The sequence below is a fragment of the Saccharomonospora amisosensis genome (genome assembly GCF_011761185.1).
GTDB classification, from domain to species: domain Bacteria; phylum Actinomycetota; class Actinomycetes; order Mycobacteriales; family Pseudonocardiaceae; genus Saccharomonospora_A; species Saccharomonospora_A amisosensis.
Genome location: NZ_JAAOYM010000001.1, coordinates 103,086 through 123,520, shown reverse-complemented (window position 1 = coordinate 123,520; position 20,435 = coordinate 103,086). Strand labels below are relative to the sequence as shown.

The window sequence follows — 20,435 nt, the reverse complement described above, 5'->3', positions numbered from 1 at the left end:
CACCGCCGATACGCGGTCAGGAAACAGCAACGAAAAGAACTGATTCAGTTGAAAGCGGGCGGCGAGGGGGTTACCCGGTGCCGAGGGCTTGGGACTCGGCGACCCGGAAGGAGACCGCCGTGGTGGTGGCCAGGTCCGGGAGCGTGCCCGATGCCCCGCCGCCGGACCAGGTGATGCGCCACGACACGGTCGCCGTCGCCGGGAACCGCTCGCCGGGGCTTGTGGCCGACGACCGCTGAAAGGTGTGCCCGCAATCCGGCGAGGCCGCCCGCGGGTCCCCGTGAGCGGGAAAGGGCGTGCCGGGCCCGAAGCAGGTCACGGTGCTGCCATCGCCCATGACCCAGGACACCGAGGTCGGGCTCGCCGTCGCGGTGACCGAGACCGCAGGCACCGACGCCGTCGCCGATCGCGGCTGCCACATCGCCCGGTCCAGCCACAACCACGTCGGAAGCCGCACCAGCTGCGTACCCGCTGGGCTGGAGGCGATCGCCGGATCCGGCAACCGCAGCTGCGCCCGGGCCCGCCGGGCGAGTTGTTCCGGCGACGGTGCCGCGCCCGGCACCTGGCCATCCCGAATCCATACCGGCGCCCGGTACAACGCATCATGCGTTCCTTGGCCGGAACACCGGTAGACATACCACGCGCCGCCCTGGTCCTGTGCTCGCATCGACACCGCACCGTGAGGCCGCAGGAGCGGGTGCGACACGAACCGCACGGGGGCCGAACCCGAGGGACGTGGCCGGTAGCCGGCCGTCCGCACACCGTGGGCCGGTGCCCGGTAGTCGCTGCGCACGTACGAGCAACGCGGCTGCTCGGTGTCCTCGCCGAGGATCCGGTCACCGGGCGCGGAGTGCGGGGCAGCGCCTGGTGCCGTGGGCTCACCGGGGTGCGGGACCGGTGGTGCGGGTGTGTCGCGACCGTGTTGTCCCGCTCCGAGTTCGCATCCGGCGTAGGAACTCTGGCCGCAGTCAATGTCGCCGTACCAGTCGCCGTACCAGTCACCGGCCAGGGCGGGTTCGACGCTCGCCAGCATCGCGGCGGAGGTCAACACCGTGAGGGCGCCCAGGCCTCTGGCGGTCAACATGATCCGGTTCCTTGCACCGCGAACCGGGTCACCCGCCACGAGCCGTCAACCGCCAGCTTCACCTCGGCGTTGATCAGGTGCTTGCCCCCGGGTTGGTCGTCGGCCGGTTGCCCGTTGTCCGCGCGGTACTTCAACCAGTCGCCCGCGTCCGAGCAATCCCGAATCAAGACGATTTTGGGTTCGTTCGACGGTTCCACGGACTCAACGACCGGGCTGTTGACCGGCTTTCCCTTGCTGACCAGGCCGTTGTAGTGATCGGCGTACAGCTGGCGCGACAGCACCGACAGTGCGTCACCGGTGGCGTGGTCGGCCAGGCGGGGCGACTGCCAGTCCGATGTGGTCGCCGCCTCGGCGACGTCCTGCCACATGCCGTGGTAAGCCGCCAGCGCCTGCTGCTTCGCGCTCTCGACGGGCGAGATGGGTGTCGTGCTGGGTTGGGAGGAAACTGCCGTCGTGGACGGCGCGGGGGACGTACTGCCGTTGGAAGCGCAGGCGGCCACACCCAAGGCCAGGGTCACACCGGTGATGACCAGCATCTGACGGGTGTTGCGGCGCGGATTCATCGTGTTCCCCCTGCTTGATGACAGTCGCGGACAATGGCGGACGAGCCGCGAGATCGTCATACACCGCGCGCAGGTGGTTGGGTCGAAAGCCGCGCGGGACGTGCCGCTCAGGGCCTTCGGCCACCCGCGAGATCCACACATTCGCGTGAAGGACCATGCGGTGGGCGCGCGGTGTGGCCAGCATGAAGCCATGGCCAGACCATCCGTACCCGGCCGGCTCCGGCCGCTCCTCGCCTCCGCTGCCCTGGCCCGGTGGACGAGGCCGCGGTGACCGTCGGCTGGCTGCTCGCCTACGCGGGGGCGGGCGCGGCGTACGGGGCGGCGCTGAGCGAACTCACCCGGCGATCCGTTCCCGAAGGCGCGCCTCGGGTCCTCGGCTCGTGGTGGCTGGCTGCCGCGGTGACCGGCGGCGTGCTCGCGGTGCTCGCGTGGCGGATCGGGCCGAGGTGGGAGCTGGCCCCGTACTGGCTGCTGGTGCTGCTGGGGGTGCCGCTGGCGATCATCGACTGCACTGATCGGCGCCTGCCCCGGCTGCTGGTGTACCCGCTGCTGACCGGTGTCCTGGGCACCCTGGTGGTGCTGTGTCTTGTCCGTGGCGAAGCTGCGCCGGGGATTCGCGCGGTGGCCGCGATGGCGGCCTCCAGCGGGTTGTTCTTGATGGGCGCGTTGATCGTTCCGGGTGGGATCGGTGCCGGCGATGTGCGGCTTGCCGCCGTCGCCGGTCTGGTGGCGGGCTGGTCGGGCTGGCTCGTCGTTATGGCAACGCTGCTCGTGTCGTTGGCCTGCGCGGCGCTGTTCCTCGGAGTCTTGCGGTTCGCACAGTCCCGAGGTGCGCAGAGTTCGGACACGGTGCCCTTCGGTCCGTGCCTGCTCGCCGGTGTACTGACCGCTGTCGTGGTGGCAGGCGGCTGAGGCCGTGCCGGGCTGGCCGGAGCGGGCCCACGTGGTCGGGGTCGCGGTCATCGTGATCCTCTCCGATCGGCCGAGTGGTCAAGGCCGGACGAACCGCTTCGCGTGGCCGTTGCGGTGGACACGACGAGTTCAGCGACGGGCCGCCAGGTGGTGCACGCCTCGCACCAGACGTAGCGGGGCACGGTGTCGGGATCGGCGATCAGATCGTCCAGGGTCGCGTCGTCGAGTTCGTCGAGCGAGTGAGTGTCGGCGCAAGCCAGTAGGTAGTGAGCCATGGGTGCGCGCCTTCCCTGAGTGCGGACAGCATCGGCGGGGGTAGGACCGGTGTGGCGGGCTTGCCGTCACAGGGCGCGTCGCAACGCCCGCCACACCGGTCCGGTCCGGGAGTCGGGCTCCTCCCGGACGCGCTGGAGGTCGGCAACGTGAACACCTCGAATTTCGCCGCCGCTCCAGCGGACCGTTGAATCGCTAATCGGACCCGTAGAAACCGGGGATGCAGCCGACCCCGCCGTTCCAGTAGGCATCGACCACCCTCCAGCGGATACCGCCCTGCAGATCGCTGATCCCGGGACCGACGCAGCGGGCGTGGCCGCCGCCGAGGATGTCAATGACATCGAGCATGACGGTGGATCCGGTGCCGCCGTCACAGTGGCGGTACTTGGCAAAACCGAGGTAACCGCAAGCCTCCCTGGCGGACGGTGAACTCGCCGAGTGCGCGCCAGCAGCGGCCGACGCGGTCCCGGTACCGGCGAATGAACCGCCGACGGCCAGGACGGCGAGCGCGAGCCCTGTCGCGGCGGTCCGAACGCGGTGGCGGGAAGGGTGTGTCGAAGCTGGCATTCGTGTCCTCCAAAAATAGTGGCGTCACGATGGGATATGTGTGCTGATGCGGGTCGAGTTCGAACACCCGCGAAAGTGGATCTTTACGCTCACCGGTCCATTCAGGATCTGCCAACATGTGCCGGAGATGCTTTACAGTGGGCCGATTCGCATACCTCCACTCTGGACTGTGCTGGCTTACTCGGGAACGAATCGACGAGGACAAAGTTGTCCTGTTCTTGTCCCGGTCCTGTCCCAATCCTGTCCAGATGAGAGCGATTCTCAGCAGCGTCGATCCGCATTCCTGAGCAGTAGATCGTCATCGCTGGTGGCATTCCTGGCGTATCGAGTAAGCGTTATCAGTCGGCACTTGAACAGGCCAACTTCCAGGTCCGACCAGGAAGCAGATCACCAGCGCGTCGCTTCCCCAAACGAACCGGTGGCGTTGGGAAGGAGTGTGGCGAGCTGCTTGGTCTTCAGACCACCAGGTCGTCGCTGTCCCGCAGGCGGGCGTTGAGGGTGGCGATTCGCAGGTGGATGTCGAGCGCGCGGGGATCGTGCAGGGTTTCGAGGATGGTGGCAGCCTCGCGGTAGGAATCGCGGGCGCGCTCCGGCTCGCCCAGGGCGGCGAGGGTTTCGGCGCGGGCGATCAGGGTTTCGGCTTCTCCCCAGCGTTCGCGTCCGGCGCGACGGAGCTTGAGCGCGGTGTCGAGATGGGTCAGCGCGATCCGGTGCTGCCGTTGCTGGAGCAGGAGCAGTCCGTAGTGGTGGTGGGCGAGGCTGAGCACGGGTGGGGAGGGCACTTTCTGGGCGTGGTTGAGAGCTTGCATTGCTGCCCGGGTCGCCGATGCGGTGTCGCCGGATGCGTGGTGCAGGCGGGCCAGAACGGCGCGGGTGAATGCGAGACCGAAGTCGAAGGTTTGTGCGGCGAAGAGTGTGTCGGCCATGGCGAAGCAGTCTTGGGCTTCCTGATGCAGGGCCTGCGCGAGGTAGGCCGCGCCGAGGGAGAAGGCAGTCCAACCCCGTTCGCGGTCGGTGTGGCCGAGTTCGGTGCGTAGCCGCAGTGCCTCGCGAAGGTTGGTCACGGCCTCGTCGGTACGTCCGAGTTCGTGTTGGGCCCAGCCCAGGCTGTGCAGGCACCAGGCGATACCCCGCTGGCTGTCGAGCCTGCGGGCGGCGGCGAGGCTTTCGGTCGCCGCGGTCAGCCAGGTTCCCCAGTTCTTGGTCAGGTAGAAGTACGGCAGGAACAGCGTCGGCAGCAGCCACACCGCGTCGCCCGCAGCACGGCTACGGACGTGGCGGGCGATGTCGATCGCTGTCTGGACCTCGTCCTCGCACCAGGCGACCGCGCCGTCGTAGCCGCTGTCGGTGAACTTCAGCGGTTCGATGTCACCACCGTCTTCCGGGGCCAGCGCAGGCCCTGACCAATGCGGAGCCAGCGCGTTGCTGGCATTCCAGGCGGTCGCGATGTACCAGCGCAGCACACGATCGTGCGCACGCTCCACTTCGGATGGCGGCTCCTCGTCGATGGCCCGCTGGGAGGCGTAGGCGCGCAGCAGGTGGTTCATGCGCATCCGGCCCGCCTGGGCGTTATCGAGAAGGTGCGCGTGGCGCAGCACGCCGAGCGTGTCCCGTGCGGCGGCAACGTTCAAACCGGTAAGCGCGGCCGTGGACTCGGCGCTGGCGAGATGGGCAGGGCTGACACCCAGCAGTCGGAACACCCGTCGCTCCTGTGGCGGCAGGGCGAGGTAGGACACGTCGAGCACGCTATGGATGTTGGTCGTGGGATCCGACGAGCTGAACAGATTCAGCCGGCCTTCCGTGGTGGCCAGCCTGTCGGCGAGTTCGCTCAGCGAGCCGTGGCGACGCTCGCGGATGTGCTCGGCCGCGATCAACACGGCCGCAGGCAGGCGCCCGCATCGGCGCACCATGGCCTCGGCGGCGGCCTGATCCGCGTTCACCCGGGCGTCGCCGAGTCGTCGGCGCAACAACGTGAGCGCCTCATCCGGGCTCAGCGGGGCCAGTTCGAGGTGCAGGCCGCCGCTGCGCAGCAGCAAGGTTGATTGGTGCTCGCGGCTGGTGATAACCACGGCACTGCCCGCGCCGGGCAGCAGGTGTTGGATCTGTTCGTAGCCTGCGACGTTGTCGAGCACAACCAGGGCGGGCCGCTGCGCGAGCAGCGACCGGTACCGCGCGGCGCGATCGGCGAGGGTGCCGCGCAGAGCCTCGCTCCCGGCGCCGAGGGCTCGCAGGAACGCATCCAGCACCTCACCGGGATCAGCGGGCACGCCGGGGGCCAGACCACGCATGTCGGCATACAAGCACCCGCCGTCGAAACGCCGCTCCACCCGAGCAGCCCATCGCAGCGCCAGCTCAGTCTTGCCGACCCAGAAACCGCCCTCGATCACGACGGTCAGTGCGACGCCGGGCTGGTCATGTGCGATCAACGCGTCGTCCAGCTGGCGCAGGTAGTCCTCGCGCCCGACGAACTCGGCCGCCGCGGGCGGCAGCTGCCTCGGCCGCGGTGGTGCGACTCGGTCGGCGTCCTGGAACAGCGCGATCCGCTCCAGCTCCCCATCGGCGTCCAGCACCTTGTCGATCTTGCTGACCACGGCAGGCAGCAACCGGCGCCGCCCGTGCATCATCTTGGACAGGTAGCTCGGGCTGTAGTTCGCCTTCGCCGCCACGTCCTCCAATGTCATACCTCTCTCCCGCAGCAAGCGATGCACCGCCGCAGCGAAACAGTTGATCGACCTCATGCTCCTCCCCCCGAGAAGATCAGCCTCCCCAGCACGCCGGTGAAGAAGCGTCACGGGCACCTGCCCGTTCTCCTTGGCTACGGCGAACATCGGGCCTGGCTGTGTGTGGCACGGGCCGGATCTCCGCCCAGACCGTTCCCCAAAGCCGCTGTGTCCGATATAGTTGACTATGGAGATCGAGCGTAAGGTGAACCGATCCGGGTGTCAATTATTTCGGACTGCTTGACCCCAATAGTCTGATAGAGCTGAACCCCGACAAGGGAAGGTGTGGGAGCAGTTGGCCACGTCGGAACAGCGAGCTGGCGACACGTTCGCCATGAAGTTCGACCGCCTCTTCAGCAGCGTGAAACGCGAGGACGGCACGCAATACTCGAAGGCGGAGGTCGCCGAGAAAATCGGGGTATCGAAGGGCTACATCTACGACTTGCTCAAAGGCAAGTCCGAGCCCAGCCATGGACTCGTGGTGAAGATCGCCGCGTTCTTCGGTGTCGAGTTGGAGTTCTTCAACGACTCCGCGAGAGGCCGGGAGCTGAACCGGCAGCACGAGCTGCTCGCGAAGTTGGGGGACAACAACGTGCGGCGGATCGCCGCTCGCGCGAGTCAGCTTTCCCCGGACAAGCTACGTAGCGTGATGGAGTACATCGACTTCCAGGCTCACCGGGATACCGACGACTCGTCCGGGTGAACCGTGTGGTCCGGCGTCGCTGTGGCGTGGACAAGGATTCTCGGAATTGCCGATGATTGCTTATCGACATCAACCAGGGGAGTCGGTCGGTAGTGCAACGTGGGCAGCAGGGGACGATCGCGACCGAAGGCGCGGAGCTCTACTACGAGTCGTGTGGCGAAGGTCCTCCGGTGCTGATCATTCAAGGCGGTGTGGGCGAGGCGGGCGCGACCGCGCAACTCGCCGAAACACTCGCACAGCATTATCGGGTGATCTCCTACGATCGCCGTGGCCTGTCGCGAAGCCCCGCCTCCGTCGAGGCGCCACCGATCGCGATGTCACTGCACGCCGCCGACGCGGCGGCACTGTTGACGGCGGTGTGCCGGGAACCGGCCCGCGTGGTCGGCGCCAGTATCGGTGCGCTGATCGGGCTTCATCTGGCAGTGCAGCATCCCGGGCTCGTCGCAACGTTGGTCGCGCACGAGCCTCCGATGAGCGCCGTGGTCCACGATCCGGCACAGGAGGCGGCGCTGGACCGGGTGGCCGACCTGGCTCGCCAGGACGTCCGGGCAGCTATTCGGCACATGGCGTCCCTCACCGGTAACGGCCAGGCGGTCGCCGAGGAGGGAGCTCGCCCGGCCCCGCCGATAGGCGACATCGATACCACCCTCAGCCACTTCTTTCACCATGACTTTCCCGCGGTGCGAGCAGCGACCTTGGATGCCGCCCAGATCGCGGCCGTGGCAGGCTCGACCACGATCATCCCCACCGGTGGCACGGCGTCCCGTGGCCAGTGGGAGTACCGGTGCGCCGCCCACCTCGCACACGAACTGGGCCGCACCCTGATCGAACTCCCCGGAGGACACAACGGACTGATCAGTCACCCATGGGCTACCGCCGCTGAGCTCAGACGTCTGTTCACACAGGCAGAATCGTCATGAAAGGCGAGGTCGGGGCCAGAGGGTGGCGTAACGACCTCCAACTGCGCCGCGGAGTGAGGAGACTCCTGCGGGAGCTTCGCATCGACACACCGCTCGATGTGCGGGTGCTCTGCGACCGGCTGGCTGAGCATCGACGTCGTCCCATCAAGCTCATCCCCTACCCGTTGCCGGCACCCGGCGTGTTCGGCCTGTGGATCGCTACCGTGGACGCCGACTACATCCTGTATCAGAAGGACACCACCACAGCCCACCAAGAACACATCATTCTGCACGAGATCGGCCACATCATCAGCGGCCACGGCAGCGACGAGAACGACAACGACGTATGGAGCGCGATCTTCCCCGACATTCCACCCGAGACAGTGCGACGCGCCCTCCGCCGAGACAGTTACGGTCCCGTACACGAACGCGAAGCCGAGATGGTGGCAACGGTCATCAAGGAGTGGGCGACCCTCCTTGAGGCGCTGCGGATCTCCCCGGACCGCAAAACCGCTACTGCCCGGCGACTCCAAGGCGCCTTCGACGACCATCAAGGATGGCTCTGATGGTCGTGGCGAGCGTCGTCATGTGGGCCGCCTCGGCGATCGCCGTGATATGGAAGACCTCTCAACTCCTCCGCGCTCCGCACGAGAAGGACCTGCGTGTGGTCACCACCTGCGTCGCCCTGGTGTTCCTCGCACTGTCGGCGCAGCTCGCCTTCAGCCTCGCCCGATCGCCGGAGTACTTCCCGAGCCAGTTCCCGAAACTGATTCAGAATGTGATCCTCACGTTCTTCTTCGCACTGCTGATCGTGCTGCTGCAATCGGCTGTGTCCCCGTCGATGGTGAGCTCCCGAGGACCCCTTGAGGTCGCGCTCGCGCTGCTGACCAGCGCCGGGCTCATCGCCACCTTCGCCGCGACCAACCCCGCCATTCGCGGTGCCAGCTACGAAGGCACCCACGACAACGACCCGGCAGTGCTGACGTTCTACTTGATCGGCAACGTCTACCTGGCCTACGCGACAGCGCGCGGCGCCTACCTCGCCTGGAGCGCAGCCAGCCACACCCGCTCCCGCGCCCAGCTGAGCCTGCGTGTGGCCGCCGCCGGGCTCGTGGTGTGCTGCGTTGGAACACACCTGCCACGCTCGATCTCTACCTCCGGACGCCTCACACTGGGAACAGACCCACTGCCGGGCACAGGAACATGGACAACCCCGCTCCTGGCGACCGGCATCGGTGTCTTCTTCATCGGGGTCGGCTATCCCGGCATACGAACAGGCATCGTGAAAACACGCTTGTGGTTCGAGGTACGCTGCCGCTACCGGCAACTACGGCCCCTGTGGACGGCAGTATGTGACCGGTTTCCCAACATCGCACTATTCCCACCGACACACCCGATCCGCGAGGCCTTCCACATCCGCCAGATGAGACTGCGCTACTACCGACGAGTTATCGAATGCCGCGACGGCCTGGTCTGCCTCAGCCCCTACATCACCGAGCCAGCCGACGCCACCAAGACCCCAACTCGGCAAGCAGAACTGGTCCGGGACGCCCTCGACCGTAGCGCCCAGGCAACGCAAGTATCACCGGTCTCCGTGATCGCCGCCCCGGCAGCCGACGGAATGGACGCCGACACACAAGAACTGCTCGCACTGTCCCGCGCACTCGATCGCCAACGCCGTATGCGTCAACGGCATCGATCGTCGCGCCCGCCTGGGTCTTCAGCCGCATCCACGTGAGGCAGCACTGGTTCGACCATAGGGACCCACCAATCGCGGAACCCGGATACTCGCTGCGGGACAGCGTTGGCTTCGGGCTTGTTCAAGTCTTGGAGGACCTGCTCGAAGAGCACCGTCGGCTCTGAACCTTCCGTGGTATCGCGTGTCATTTGCGAGTTTCCGCAGTGGGTGTCGGCTTCCGCGCTTCGAATACTGGCCGAGGACAACTCTTGCGGTGGCCTTCGGTTCTCGTCGAATGCAGATCACTGCTCTCGCGCGCTCGGTGACGGCGCCATTGCCTGCGGGGGCGGTAGCTTGGACTCTGGGCTGACGGTTTCGGGTCATACCTGTGAGGAATGTGCGTTGCGGCGCCCATGTCAGGCCACCTCTCGCAGGGGCACTTCACCCGTGTCCGTAGGGTCAACCAGCCGAGGTGGTGTCGGCTTGGGCGTGTGGTGGCGAACGTGGCGACCGTGTGCTTCGTGATCCTGGACCGTCGAGGTCAACGTCACCTGAACCCGCTCGGTAGCGTCCGCGCGTGTTTCGGATTCCGCTGAGTGTGGTGTGGCAGCGGGTCCCGGATGTCGCCGAGGCTCTGGCTGAGCATCTGAATTAGCCAGTCGCGCATGGATTTCGATCGCTTCGCGAAGCGCCCCGCGCAGGCGCCCCGTAGCAAGCGGATCGAATACCGCTTTCCCTGCCCCGTTGAACGTCAGCTGGGGACCGCGTTCGCCCACTGACACCCGGACATGCCCCCGCCGCCCGTCCTCGTCTCGGCATGGCACCGTCCATGCTTGCGGATTCGGTTGCCATCGTAGCCGTGCGAGCAGGGCCAGTACTCCATGGCGTCGTTGTCGGCTTCCTAGCCTCATCGCCGCTCCTAAGTGCGTTTGACGTGCCTATTCGGGAGGTCTCCACCTCCGCTCCGCAGCCCAGCAGCTCGGCAATGTGCAAGGGCGGCGAATACATGGTCTAGATAATGTCGAACTTACTCTGATAATTATCAGAGCCATATCGACCAGATGGGTGTTGTTATCGGCTGGTGGCGTACTCTGCGAAAAGATGTGCGGAGTCAGCCCACGAGCACTGGAGAGGTCAGAATGGCGACGCGGCCGGTGTCGAGCACGCTGCAGGCGTGGGAGCTGGGCATTCGGTTGCGGCAGGCTCGAAGGGATCTGGGGCTCACTGCCACCTCGGTAGCCAAGTCAGTCGGGATCGCCCCATCCAACTTCTCCGCGATAGAAGCGGGGAAGCGGCGTATCACCGCGAGCAAGCTTACCCAGTTGGCAGAGACCTACGAACTCACTGAGGCAGAACGCGACCTGCTGCAAACCCTGCGTGGCAATGCCGAACAGCGCAACTGGTGGCACGACTACAGCGAGCTCTACAGCGAAGAGTTCCTGCGATTCCTGGGCATCGAGGCCGGCGCCAGCGGGGTTCGCGTGTGGTCCCCCATTGCGGTTCCTGGACTGCTGCAAACGAGCGAGTACGCCCGCGCGACGATTCGTGCCGGGAGCCCCTACATCAAACCCGTGGACGTCGGGCCTCGGTTGGAGACCCGCCTGGCTCGTCAGGCCCTTCTCGAGGACGAGCCACGCTTGCGTATGGACGTACTGCTGGGTGAGGCAGCGCTGCGCCAGAAGGTCGGCGGCCCCGCGCTGGGTCGCCAGCTTGACCGCCTCATCGGGGTTTGCAGCCGCGCCGACAGCACTGTGGACCTCCATGTCGTACCCTTCGCTGCCGATGCGCATCCGTTGATCGGTGGACCGCTGACGATGCTCAGCTTCGACAACGTGCTGCTACCTGATCTGGTTTGGCAGGAGACCGCCATCACCGGGAACCTCATCGACAAACCGCAGGTCATCCGCGAGTGCTCAGCGAGTTTTGATGAAGTGTTCGAGTCAGTCGCACTCGATACTGCTCGGTCACTTGAGCTTGTCCAGCAGATCCGTAGTGAGTTGGGGGCCACATCATGAACTCTCACCCAGAGACTCCAGGTAGCGCCGTATGGGTGTACACGGACTGGTTCAAATCACGCTTCAGCCCGTCACAGGAAACGTGCGTGGAAGTCCGCTTCGACGGACCTTTGGTCCATCTGCGCGACAGCAAGGATCTCGAGGTTGGGCCCGTGATCAGCATCTCGGTGACTGAGTGGCAGGGCTTCGTCGACGAGGTTTTGGGGGTCGCAGCGGCTGGTAGTAACCATGCCGTGCGGATCGAGCACCTTGATGACGGAGCCGTCCGGCTTCGAGCGAGCAGCGGCGGCGTGGCCCTGACCTACACCTCGAGCGAATGGGCTGCGTTCACTGCGGGAGCCCGGCATGGCCAGTTCACCATCGTGGCTGCCGGGTAGCTCGGGCTGGACACGGTTGCCGGATCCGCTTGCCTTGGCCGGTGCCGATGGTGGCTATCCGCTTGTCCACCGCACGTTGGTGGGTCGTTCGGTGGTGTGTAGGAATTCCACGAGCGCTGTGGTGAATTGATCAAGCGGTAAGCCTGACCCTGCGGGGAAGTCTTCGTCGTCGAACTCGCATCCAGCGGAATCCGGGTCCCCGACCGGGAAGGCCTTGGCGTTGTCCTGGTCCTGGTGGCTGAGGTAGCCGAAGCCGTCCACCACTGCGGCGAAGACGTCATGATCTGTGAAGCCCTGTTCCGCATCCGCGAGTGGCCGGTCGTTGTGGATCACGCGGATGGAGTCGGCGTACGGGTCCGCGGCGGCGACTTTGGCGACGAACGCCGCGACGTCTTGTGGTGTCCGCAGGGTCGTGTTCTTGCCTTCATAGGTGCCGTCCGGATGGGTCACGGCCCAGCCTGAGGTGATGCTCATTTCTCCGCCTCTTGCCCGACGTACTTCCTGCCCGTCGGGTTTGATCCGTCCTTGACGATCAGTGTCCATCCTGGCGGTAGGAACCGAGGTAGTTGCTTGTCGCACGTCTCCATCTACTGCTGGTCCTTTGGAGTAGTTCCGCATACCGGCCTGTTGATCTCGATCTCGGCGTACTCGATGCCCTGATCGATCATCCGCGAGACAAACTGGGTCTCGACGTGGCGGGCGATGGAGGGTTCCGCGTTCGGGATGCCTTTTGGCGAGTCCCAGTGCTACCCCCCGTGCGCGGGTCGCCTCGTAGTACTCACCGCCCTTTCCGCTCTCCAGCACCACGGCGTTACCGTCGCTGTCGCACCATCGCCCGTGCGTTTTGCCCGGACGTGGGGGGCGAGGCGGGGCCGAGCGTGCCCTTCCACCTGGTTGGGTAGGCACCGAGTCGGTCGTGGCGCCCACTGTCCTCGCCGCTGGGTTCGCCCCGATGCCGCTGGCGTAGCTTCTGATTCGCTCAGCACAGCGGTCCAGTATCGCTGGTATCTGGATGAGTTCCTCGCGGCTCGCGTCATGGGCCATCGCAACCAGCCCGACAACTTCGACCCGATGCTGCTTCACGAGCCGAACGTTGGGGTCGCACTCATAGGACGCCGACACCCGTTCCGGGACAATACGATCGGTACGGGAGATATCGCTCTCTGCGCAGGGACAGCCTGCGCCTTCCGGCAGCGCTTCAGACCAGGAACGATCTGGATTCGCCAGTCTTTGCAGGTGCGGTGGCAAAGGTTTCCAGAACCCAGCATGGCCACCCGGCTGCGGGGCCAGCGACGCCAGGACAGTCAGCCGCCATCCGCATGGAGTCCAAGACCCAACCAAGCTCGCTGAACGAGCGCGCCCAGGGGTTGGCAGACGCCCCATGGCGTCCCGCTAAACTGTGTATGGGCCGCTAGCTCAGTTGGTAGAGCAAGGGACTTTTAATCCCTGGGTCCAGGGTTCGAGCCCCTGGCGGCCCACCGATTTAACCATTGCGCGAACCACTCCGTTCGGGGCCGTTTCCGCTGGTAGGGACGGTGCGGTCCTGTCGTTGTTGCGGTGTTGGGGATGCGGAAGACCGGGTTGAGCCGGTCGGGTCCGGTGATGGTGACTTTGGCGACGAGGGCTTCGACTAGTGCCTTGATCTGGTTGTGGGTGCGGCTGGTGATGATCTCGGCGATCTGATCGGCCGCCGCTGCCAGCTATAGCGGGCTTAGGGCATGGCGGGTTCGTTCGTCCTCCTGGCCACGCCCCCACGACAAGATCATCCCACGGTCGTCGGTCACCTGCGTTCCGAGCGCAGGTGACCGACGTTCCGGGCCGTGCCCCGGCACCAGTTCCTGCCCGCGGCCTGCCATGGGACCTGCCCGGCCTGGTTCGACCAGCTCGCCCCCGGCGGCACGCTCGTGGTTCCGCTGCGCTGGCGCAGCCAGACCCGCAGCGTCGCCGTCGTCCGCCACGACACGCCTCTGCGGGCCGAGAACAGCCAGCTCTGCGGGTTCGTGCCCATGATCGGCATCGTGCCGACCGGGGAGAAGACCGGCAGCATCACCGAGCACGTCACGCTGCACCGGGACACCGACCAGAACAGCATCGACCGGCCGAGACCGTCGATCAGAATCGCTCGTTCTAAACGCCGTCCCAAGGCCACGGCCACCGTCACCTTGGACCGTACTGTCACGCTGCCAGCCCCCGCCACAGCGAGCGTCTCAGTCTGTAGACGCGCTGGCTCGGGTTCCGTTGAGCTGTCCGCCACGATCCAGAAGTCCGCGACGAAGATCGACAGCGAGTGCGCCGCCCTGAACTCCGCCGTCCGGCGCCCGCTCGACGAAGCGCTTGTCGCACTCGCCGGTGCTCACGCGACAGGTCCCGAACTCCTCAGCACGGCCGATGCCCACGGTGCCGCGTGACTCACGGCGAAGGGCGACGTTGCCGCAGTGCCCGGCAACGTCGCCCTCATCCGTAGCCGGTGCCTGGCCCGCCGCAGTCGTGGGTGGGAGAGGATGGGTGGGTGCTGACCGTGCGTGCCACCAAGAAGCTGCTGCGCCTGGCGGGTCCGTCAACCGCGCGAGACGACGATCGGGGCACGACGTTGCTGGGTCCGTGGTATGCCACCGTCCTGTTCTGGCGGCCACGGGCCGCCCTGCTGGTCAACGAGACGACGTTGCTGCCCGTGTTGCTGCCATTGGCACCTGCGGCGACCCTGACCAGCAGGATCGCCGAGCAGATCAGCACTGCGCTGACCGTCTACCAGGCTCCCGTCTCGTTCGTCGATCAGGAACGGCAGCACATGCAGACCGCTCAGCTCGGTGGTACCGCGAACCGCAGCGTGGTGGGCGTCATGACTGAGTTCACTCGCCTGGCCGAGATCCACCACCACGATGATTCCACGGTGGACCTCGTCGAACTCTCGGCCTGGCTGGCCGCGACCCCTTGTAGCCCGCTGTACAGCAGAAACGTCAGCCCGGACCGCGAACTCATCGCCAGGTTGGAAGCGATCACCACCTGACACTGAGCACGCGACCAGGCACGTTCATCTGTACGCATAGCCCAGGACATCGACAGCACTTACTGGACTTCGACGGTCCTGCGCACCGGTCTGGAACGCTGATGATCAACCGCCGCGTCATCCGCGACGCGACCCTGCGCGCGCACGTCGCCGCTCCCGCAGAACACGACGGCCGTAATCGTCCGTTCCCGCCAACTTCGTCGGCAAGTGTGTAGTGCTTGTGCCGCGCTTCCCGCGGTCGGCATGATGACCGTCATGCCTGGTCGCCTGTTGGTCCTCGGTGGTTCCTGGTTCCTTGGCCGCACCGTCGCTGAAACCGCTGTCCAGGGCGGATGGCATGTCACGGTGTTCCGGCGTGGTCGTCCTGAGTCCGGCGCGGCCCCGGACGGCGTTGAGGTTGTCCACGGTCATTACGGGGACCCGATGGCCATGCGCAGGCTGACCGAGCGCGGCCCGTTCGACCTCGTGGTGGACAACCTGGCTTACACGCCACGGGAAACACTGGCTGCAGCTCAGGTACTGGAGCCGGTTGCCGCGCGGTACGTCGTGGTGTCGTCGGTGTCGGCGTACGAAGGCTGGCCTACTCAGCCGCTGACCGAGGATTCCCCCACGCTGCCGTGTTCTGCAACGGCCGGTCCCGAACCCGGCTACAACGGTGATCCCGCACCCACGACGTACGGTTTCGGCAAAGCCGGATGCGAAGTCGCTGTGTTGGAGACGTTCGGGCGGGAGCGTGCGGTGATTGCGCGCCCCGGCGTGATCCTCGGACCGGGAGAGTATGTGGGGCGCACGGCCTGGTGGTTGAACCGCATGCGGCGTGGCGGGAACGTGGTGGCGCCCCAACCTGCCGACCGGGCGATTCAGCCTGTCGACGTGCGTGACGTTGCGTCGTTCGTGCTGTCGGCGCCGCCGGGCACGTTCAACGTCACCGGCGATGGCTCGGACACGTTTGCCGATTTCATCCACGCCTGCCGGGAGGCCGCGCCTGCGCCGGACGGGACCGAGGTGCACTGGGTGCATCCCAAAATCCTGTTGGCGCACCATGTGAAGCAGTGGACAGGGTTGCCGTTGTGGCGCACTCACGCGGGCGCGTGGGCCGTGGACTCGTCGCGGGCCCGCGCTGCTGGGCTCACCACGCGGCCGATCGTCGAAACGGTCCGTGACACCGCCGCGTGGCTTGCGGACGGCGGTCATTTGGTTGCCAGTGACCGCGCCTCCGAACTCGGGATCACTCCGGAGGAGGAGGCCGCGATCCTGGCAGGGCATCGACGCGTGTTACGCGCTCGGTAGTTCTCTCGCGCTGGGGATTTCCAGCGACGCCGACGTGGACGGCAACGCCCGGTCCGTAAACGCGTCAATAGCTTCGAGGATGGTGATGGCCTCGGGTGCACGTGCGAAGTCACGCCCGCTGAGTAAATGGCTGATGGACAGCAACCGCTGTGTAAGGGCGTTCGTGCGGTGTTCCTCGGGCAGGTTCGTCACGTTGGCGAGCGCCGCTTCCGCCCCGGCGAGGTCACGGGCGAACAACCGCAACGCCGCCAGGTCCGCCCTGGCTGACCACTGCGCGGCCTGCCACTGTTCGTGGGCAGGCTTGTCCGCGAACAGAGCGATGGCTTGGTTGGCTTCCGGTTCACCCTGGGTGCCGTCGCGCAGCGCCACGAAAGCGGCGCTGGCGGACAAGGCGCGGCGTGCACGGTCAAAAGCCATCTCGCCCCCGACCCCGTCCAGCAACTCGTCCCCGCCAGCCCGGTCCAATTCGCTGGCGCTTGCAGCGAGGTCGTCACGCACCTCCCGTTCGGCCCCAAGGTGCGCGAACGCTCGGGCACGAATCGCGTGCAGCCTTGCCCGAGCAGTCCCGTGTGGGGCGACGCCTTCCGCGCCGTCGGCCACGCTGATGACCTCCCGGTAACGGCCGCTCCACAACAGCACAGTCATGGTCAACGTTCGTGCCCACGCGCACAACGAACCGTGGTCAATCACGTTTCCGTAGGTAAACGCGGCCCTCGCCAGTTCTTCGGCGCTGTCGCCGTGCCCCAGGTCGAACGCGACCCCGGACAGCAACCCGCACACCTGCCCCGCGATGAGGTACAGCTCGGCTTTCTGCCGCGGCTTGTGGGTCCGGTCGAGTTGTGTGTACACGCGGTCGCGCAGCTCGACCAGCTCCCGTAGTTGCTGGACCGGCGAGTTGCTCAGGTGAACCCGCGACAGTCGGGCTGCTTCTGCGTGCAGGGACTCCAGCGCCGCTGGTTCGATGGCCGACGCCGCGTTGAGTGCGTGGTTGGAGGATTCTCGTCCCGTCATCATCAGTAGCTCCCGTGCATAGACTTTCCGGACCGGATTGGTCTGGAGCGGTGGGCCGAACAACTCTTCCACCGGTTCTTCCCACCAGCTTTGAAGTACCCGTCGGGCCTGTGGTCGAGGAAGGCTAGCCACCCCTGACAGCCATCGCCGCGCTTGCCGGGGCGTGATGTCCGCGTGTTCTCCCACGGTGATCGCCACCCGGCGGTACTGGCGGCAGAACTCGGGTAGGGCGAGGTGGGCACCCTGCACGAGTTGTTCAAGCCGAGTTCGTGGCTGTTGGTGCACAGCTCCCCTTCCCGACGATTGATGCCACAGTAAGCAAGCGAACGGCTTGTGTCCCGCCTTCCGGTGGCTATGTCCCCACAACGTCCCCCAAGAGACCCCCTTGCGACCTCCCGCTGTCCGAGTGCGCGGCCCTAGCGTCCCCAGCGTGATAACGACCGCCGCTGCACATCGGGAGTCGGTGCGCCTGTACCCGGAGCTGCAATGCCTGATCGACATGGTCGATTCAGGGTGGGAGTTCGTGCACAGAATCAGCGAGACCTTCTGCCTCGTGCGCCTCGACGCCGCCTGCTACTGGCCGACCTGCGTGGATGGTTTGAAGGTGTTCGACCGATACAACGCGGTCGCTGTGCGCTGGGCTTGGGACGGTCATGAACTGTGGCGCAGCGAAGGCTCCCTCGCTGATGTGGTCGAGGGGCTGTTGTCCCTTCCGGCTGGCTGAAACGCGACACCGCCGGGGCACGGACCCTGCTCCGCCTGTGCGCGGCCGACATCACAGCATCCAGTCACGAGCTACAGGCACGCGTGTCGCGTGTCTTCAGGGAGAACACGATGAGGAAGATCTGGCGACGCCGGTTCCGCGTCCGATCACAGAACCGCGGCGTCTGCACCGCGAGGAAAGTGCGTCCCCGCGCCGCCCCTGCTGGCGACATCAGGAACGTGGCCGAGTCCATCGACTTGACCTTGCCGGACTTCGCCAACGTGCCTGGTTTCAAACCAGTGATCGGCCGGATACAGCATCTCACTGCGCTCATGTCGCCACCACCCGACGGGGTTTGCGACACCTTGTGCGGCGCGACGGTTCGTGTCACCGACATGGATGGCACCACGGTGCCGGTCGGTTTCGGGTGTTTCACGTGCGCCCTCGAGTTCGTGGAGGAGTACCGGTGAGCACCGCGCGAACCCCTGCCGTCGCCTTGTATCCCTTGATTCGCCGCACGGTCACCCGCGCGGAGCGCATCGCCTACGACCTCGCGGTCACCGCCGGTGCCCCCACCGGTTTCGCGAGCGGGGAGAAGGCCCTGCAACTGGCCGCCGACTGTGACGAACTCGCCCGCGCGTTGCGGGCCAGCTTCGGCGACGGTGGCGAGCATGAGCCTGCCCCGGCGCGGTGACCGACAGCCAGACGACGCGCCAGCGTTTCGGCGAGTGGATCAACCCTGGTCAGCCGACCGAGCCGATGCGGGCGGTGGCGCCCACGCTGGCCGAGACACAGCCGATCTGGCCCGCATGTCACGACCTCGCGGTCGTTGAACAGCGACACGAAGCGCCGAGGATGCGGCAACTGCCCCGGCGGCTGAGGCCACGCACTGTGGTGGCGGATGCCCGTCGAGCCTTCTACAACCCAACACCGCCTGATCAGGAACTCGTGCGGCGTGTGCTGCACGGCCTGCGGAACAAGACCTGGAGATGACGACACCGTGGAACAACAACAACACACAGCCGCTTCCCTCGCCCCCCTCGCTCAGTTGGCGCCGGCGTTGCTGGTCCTGACCGATCGGGCCGCCACGTTCGCCGGCGCCGTGGCCAACCAGCCGGACGGATCCGCCTGCGTGCCTCAGACGGTCGGGCTGATGTCGCATCAGCAGTGGCACGCCATGGTCGAGACCTTGTCCGAGTGGTGCAGCCGCAGCCACGGCCAGATGGAGGATCTGCACGACCGCGGTCGCGGGATCTTGGAGTGTTGCCGTCACATGTCGTGGGACGAGGCCGCGCCACCGGCCACGCCGGTCGAGGTGGATGCGCTGCGTCAGCAGTGGTACGCCGTGATCGGCGCGCTCGTGCACCTGGATCAGGCCGCGCCGGATGACTGGCACGCGATCAACGCTACGGGGCAGGAAGTGGCCGAGTTGGGGCGTCGGATGATCGCTTTCCCTGCCGAGCCGTGAGCGCGGCAGGGAAAGCCCCCGGTCGGTGCGGTCGGCTACCCCCTTTCCCTCACCTGCCGGGTCTCACCTTGCCGAAACCCAACCTGACGTGCAGTTCGCTACGAATCTTGGAAGAGTCATGACCGAAGGTAGCCCGCCACCAGCAGACCTGGACATTGTGCTCGCGCGACTGCGGCGTGCGGTCGAACGCGAGACCGGCCCCTGGTACGCCCGCAAAGACGCGGGCGACAACGACTCCCTACCCTGGCTGCGGCGCATCGGGTTCCTGCTCCTGGAACTCGGATTCACCGTCGCCGAAGAGGGCGGCATCGCCTGCGGCGACATCGAGCAAGCCGTGTCCCGCGCCTTCAACCTCCCTGGCCGCGCGATGGAGGACCCAGACCCTACGGCACTCGGGCAGCTGGCCCACGCCACCAAGGAACGGGAACGAGCCATGGCCGAGACCAACCATGCGGACAGCGTGTGGCGCACCGCCATCCGCGCAGCCTGCGACGCAGGGGAGAAGCGCAAGAGCGTCGCCAACGTCGCCGGCGTCTCCGTGCACAGAGTGAACCAGATCAACCAGGAGCGCCACGGAACCAAGTGAAACCGGCCCCGTGAACAAGGTGTTTGTGCAAGTCATGGGGCGCAACGCCTCATTGACGACGCATCGTCGCCGCATGGTCGCTCTGGCTGTCGATGATCATTAGGAGTTGGCTGGCATCGCTGCGGTCGGGCGAGCTTCGCCTTGGCACAGCCCGAGCATCTGGAAACGTTTTTCACCGGGACGTGTCGTTGAGAGGTGTGTGGTGGTGGGGCTGCCCTCCACTTCGATGGATTCGGCTCGCGCGTGCGTTGGCGGGAGCACTAGGCACATCGAGTTGAGTTCCGGGCTGGTGTGTCTGTTGGCGGTGGTGTCCCACTCGCCGGACTCGGAGCGTGAAACTCACGAAGGAGGATTTGTGACGGTTCAGACGGAGTGGTCGCAGACCACGGTGACTACGCCTGCCGCGGAGGTCGCGACGGGCTCGGAGTTCGATCTCGACATCACGCTGGTCGAGGTGGTGGACCCGGCGCATTTGATCAACATGACGGATGACGGCTGCGGGCATACGTGCGAGAAGTCGACCTGCATCAGCGCCGCCTGATTGTCCCGAATGGCCGGACGCCCGCCCGCAGCATGGTG

24 protein-coding genes and 1 tRNA gene are annotated in these 20,435 nt (G+C 66.2%); 18 read left to right on the top strand and 7 right to left on the bottom strand.

Annotation, left to right across the window (positions count from 1 at the left end; translation table 11 throughout):
- Positions 1-70: 70 nt before the first annotated feature.
- Both FHU38_RS00590 and FHU38_RS00585 read right to left on the bottom strand, forming a co-directional pair.
- The gene (locus tag FHU38_RS00590) at positions 71-1,084 is read right to left on the bottom strand and encodes a hypothetical protein (protein WP_167165562.1); all 1,014 of its coding nucleotides are present in this window, start codon (positions 1,082-1,084) and stop codon (positions 71-73) included.
- Complete coding sequence (locus FHU38_RS00585) at positions 1,078-1,647, bottom strand: hypothetical protein (protein WP_009156826.1); 570 nt, start codon at positions 1,645-1,647, stop codon at positions 1,078-1,080. Before FHU38_RS00585 ends, FHU38_RS00590 begins: the two co-directional genes overlap by 7 nt.
- 252 nt (positions 1,648-1,899) lie before the next feature.
- Between FHU38_RS00585 and FHU38_RS27075 the strand changes: the two genes are divergently transcribed.
- Positions 1,900-2,559 (top strand): prepilin peptidase, encoded by a 660-nt coding sequence (locus FHU38_RS27075; RefSeq protein WP_167165560.1) that lies wholly within the window; start codon positions 1,900-1,902, stop codon positions 2,557-2,559.
- 47 nt (positions 2,560-2,606) lie between these two features.
- On the opposite strand, the gene FHU38_RS00575 is transcribed toward FHU38_RS27075, so the two are convergent.
- The 3 genes from FHU38_RS00575 to FHU38_RS00565 form a co-directional block, all read right to left on the bottom strand.
- On the bottom strand, positions 2,607-2,834 hold the full coding sequence (locus FHU38_RS00575; protein ID WP_009156827.1) for a hypothetical protein: 228 nt from the start codon (positions 2,832-2,834) through the stop codon (positions 2,607-2,609).
- Between the two features lie 193 nt (positions 2,835-3,027).
- A complete protein-coding gene (locus FHU38_RS27070) occupies positions 3,028-3,399 on the bottom strand; it encodes a DUF6355 family natural product biosynthesis protein (RefSeq protein WP_009156828.1) in 372 nt (123 codons plus the stop codon).
- Between the two features lie 455 nt (positions 3,400-3,854).
- Complete coding sequence (locus FHU38_RS00565; protein ID WP_167165558.1) at positions 3,855-6,137, bottom strand: helix-turn-helix domain-containing protein; 2,283 nt, start codon at positions 6,135-6,137, stop codon at positions 3,855-3,857.
- A 277-nt stretch (positions 6,138-6,414) separates the two neighbouring features.
- Here FHU38_RS00565 and FHU38_RS00560 point away from each other — a divergent pair, with 277 nt between their 5' ends.
- The 6 genes from FHU38_RS00560 (at position 6,415) to FHU38_RS00535 (ending at position 11,791) form a co-directional block, all read left to right on the top strand.
- Complete coding sequence (locus FHU38_RS00560) at positions 6,415-6,822, top strand: helix-turn-helix domain-containing protein (protein ID WP_232285478.1); 408 nt, start codon at positions 6,415-6,417, stop codon at positions 6,820-6,822.
- A 92-nt stretch (positions 6,823-6,914) separates the two neighbouring features.
- Complete coding sequence (locus FHU38_RS00555; protein ID WP_009156831.1) at positions 6,915-7,742, top strand: alpha/beta fold hydrolase; 828 nt, start codon at positions 6,915-6,917, stop codon at positions 7,740-7,742.
- On the top strand, positions 7,739-8,287 hold the full coding sequence (locus tag FHU38_RS00550; RefSeq protein ID WP_009156832.1) for a hypothetical protein: 549 nt from the start codon (positions 7,739-7,741) through the stop codon (positions 8,285-8,287). The genes FHU38_RS00555 and FHU38_RS00550 overlap by 4 nt, the downstream gene beginning before the upstream one ends.
- Complete coding sequence (locus FHU38_RS00545) at positions 8,287-9,459, top strand: MAB_1171c family putative transporter (RefSeq protein WP_009156833.1); 1,173 nt, start codon at positions 8,287-8,289, stop codon at positions 9,457-9,459. The genes FHU38_RS00550 and FHU38_RS00545 overlap by 1 nt, the downstream gene beginning before the upstream one ends.
- 1,079 nt (positions 9,460-10,538) lie before the next feature.
- Complete coding sequence (locus FHU38_RS00540; protein WP_167165556.1) at positions 10,539-11,414, top strand: Scr1 family TA system antitoxin-like transcriptional regulator; 876 nt, start codon at positions 10,539-10,541, stop codon at positions 11,412-11,414.
- A gap of 35 nt (positions 11,415-11,449) precedes the next feature.
- Positions 11,450-11,791: a DUF397 domain-containing protein gene (locus tag FHU38_RS00535; protein ID WP_313886628.1), complete on the top strand. Its 342-nt coding sequence runs from the start codon at positions 11,450-11,452 to the stop codon at positions 11,789-11,791.
- A gap of 54 nt (positions 11,792-11,845) precedes the next feature.
- Here the strand turns inward: FHU38_RS00535 and FHU38_RS00530 are convergent, their stop codons facing one another.
- Positions 11,846-12,265 carry an Imm1 family immunity protein gene (locus FHU38_RS00530; protein WP_167165552.1) on the bottom strand — a complete coding sequence of 140 codons (420 nt, stop codon included), beginning with the start codon at positions 12,263-12,265 and terminating at the stop codon, positions 11,846-11,848.
- Between the two features lie 931 nt (positions 12,266-13,196).
- On the opposite strand from FHU38_RS00530, the gene FHU38_RS00525 reads away from it, so the two are divergent.
- The 4 genes from FHU38_RS00525 (at position 13,197) to FHU38_RS00505 (ending at position 16,088) form a co-directional block, all read left to right on the top strand.
- Positions 13,197-13,269: transfer RNA gene (locus FHU38_RS00525), tRNA-Lys, on the top strand.
- A 342-nt stretch (positions 13,270-13,611) separates the two neighbouring features.
- Positions 13,612-14,199, top strand: a complete 588-nt coding sequence (locus FHU38_RS26870; protein ID WP_208415500.1) for a hypothetical protein — start codon at positions 13,612-13,614, stop codon at positions 14,197-14,199.
- A gap of 101 nt (positions 14,200-14,300) precedes the next feature.
- Positions 14,301-14,798: a DUF6933 domain-containing protein gene (locus FHU38_RS00510; RefSeq protein WP_167165550.1), complete on the top strand. Its 498-nt coding sequence runs from the start codon at positions 14,301-14,303 to the stop codon at positions 14,796-14,798.
- Positions 14,799-15,053: 255 nt separating this feature from the next.
- A complete protein-coding gene (locus tag FHU38_RS00505; protein WP_167165548.1) occupies positions 15,054-16,088 on the top strand; it encodes an NAD-dependent epimerase/dehydratase family protein in 1,035 nt (344 codons plus the stop codon).
- Here FHU38_RS00505 and FHU38_RS00500 read toward each other — a convergent pair.
- The gene (locus tag FHU38_RS00500; RefSeq protein WP_157617316.1) at positions 16,074-17,102 is read right to left on the bottom strand and encodes a hypothetical protein; all 1,029 of its coding nucleotides are present in this window, start codon (positions 17,100-17,102) and stop codon (positions 16,074-16,076) included. The two genes, FHU38_RS00505 and FHU38_RS00500, sit on opposite strands and share 15 nt — an antisense overlap.
- Before the next feature lie 460 nt (positions 17,103-17,562).
- Between FHU38_RS00500 and FHU38_RS00495 the strand changes: the two genes are divergently transcribed.
- From FHU38_RS00495 to FHU38_RS27870, 7 genes are all read left to right on the top strand, one after another.
- Positions 17,563-17,823 (top strand): hypothetical protein, encoded by a 261-nt coding sequence (locus FHU38_RS00495; RefSeq protein ID WP_009156850.1) that lies wholly within the window; start codon positions 17,563-17,565, stop codon positions 17,821-17,823.
- A gap of 110 nt (positions 17,824-17,933) precedes the next feature.
- Positions 17,934-18,272, top strand: coding sequence for a hypothetical protein (locus tag FHU38_RS00490; RefSeq protein WP_167165546.1), 339 nt, complete (start codon positions 17,934-17,936; stop codon positions 18,270-18,272).
- The gene (locus tag FHU38_RS00485; protein WP_009156852.1) at positions 18,269-18,496 is read left to right on the top strand and encodes a hypothetical protein; all 228 of its coding nucleotides are present in this window, start codon (positions 18,269-18,271) and stop codon (positions 18,494-18,496) included. Before FHU38_RS00490 ends, FHU38_RS00485 begins: the two co-directional genes overlap by 4 nt.
- On the top strand, positions 18,493-18,795 hold the full coding sequence (locus FHU38_RS00480) for a hypothetical protein (RefSeq protein ID WP_167165544.1): 303 nt from the start codon (positions 18,493-18,495) through the stop codon (positions 18,793-18,795). The genes FHU38_RS00485 and FHU38_RS00480 overlap by 4 nt, the downstream gene beginning before the upstream one ends.
- Positions 18,796-18,802: 7 nt before the next feature.
- A complete protein-coding gene (locus FHU38_RS00475; RefSeq protein WP_167165542.1) occupies positions 18,803-19,270 on the top strand; it encodes a hypothetical protein in 468 nt (155 codons plus the stop codon).
- Positions 19,271-19,388: 118 nt separating this feature from the next.
- The gene (locus FHU38_RS27875) at positions 19,389-19,856 is read left to right on the top strand and encodes a hypothetical protein (RefSeq protein ID WP_009156854.1); all 468 of its coding nucleotides are present in this window, start codon (positions 19,389-19,391) and stop codon (positions 19,854-19,856) included.
- A 355-nt stretch (positions 19,857-20,211) separates the two neighbouring features.
- The gene (locus tag FHU38_RS27870; protein ID WP_009156855.1) at positions 20,212-20,397 is read left to right on the top strand and encodes an FxLD family lanthipeptide; all 186 of its coding nucleotides are present in this window, start codon (positions 20,212-20,214) and stop codon (positions 20,395-20,397) included.
- The last annotated feature ends 38 nt before the right edge of the window (positions 20,398-20,435 follow it).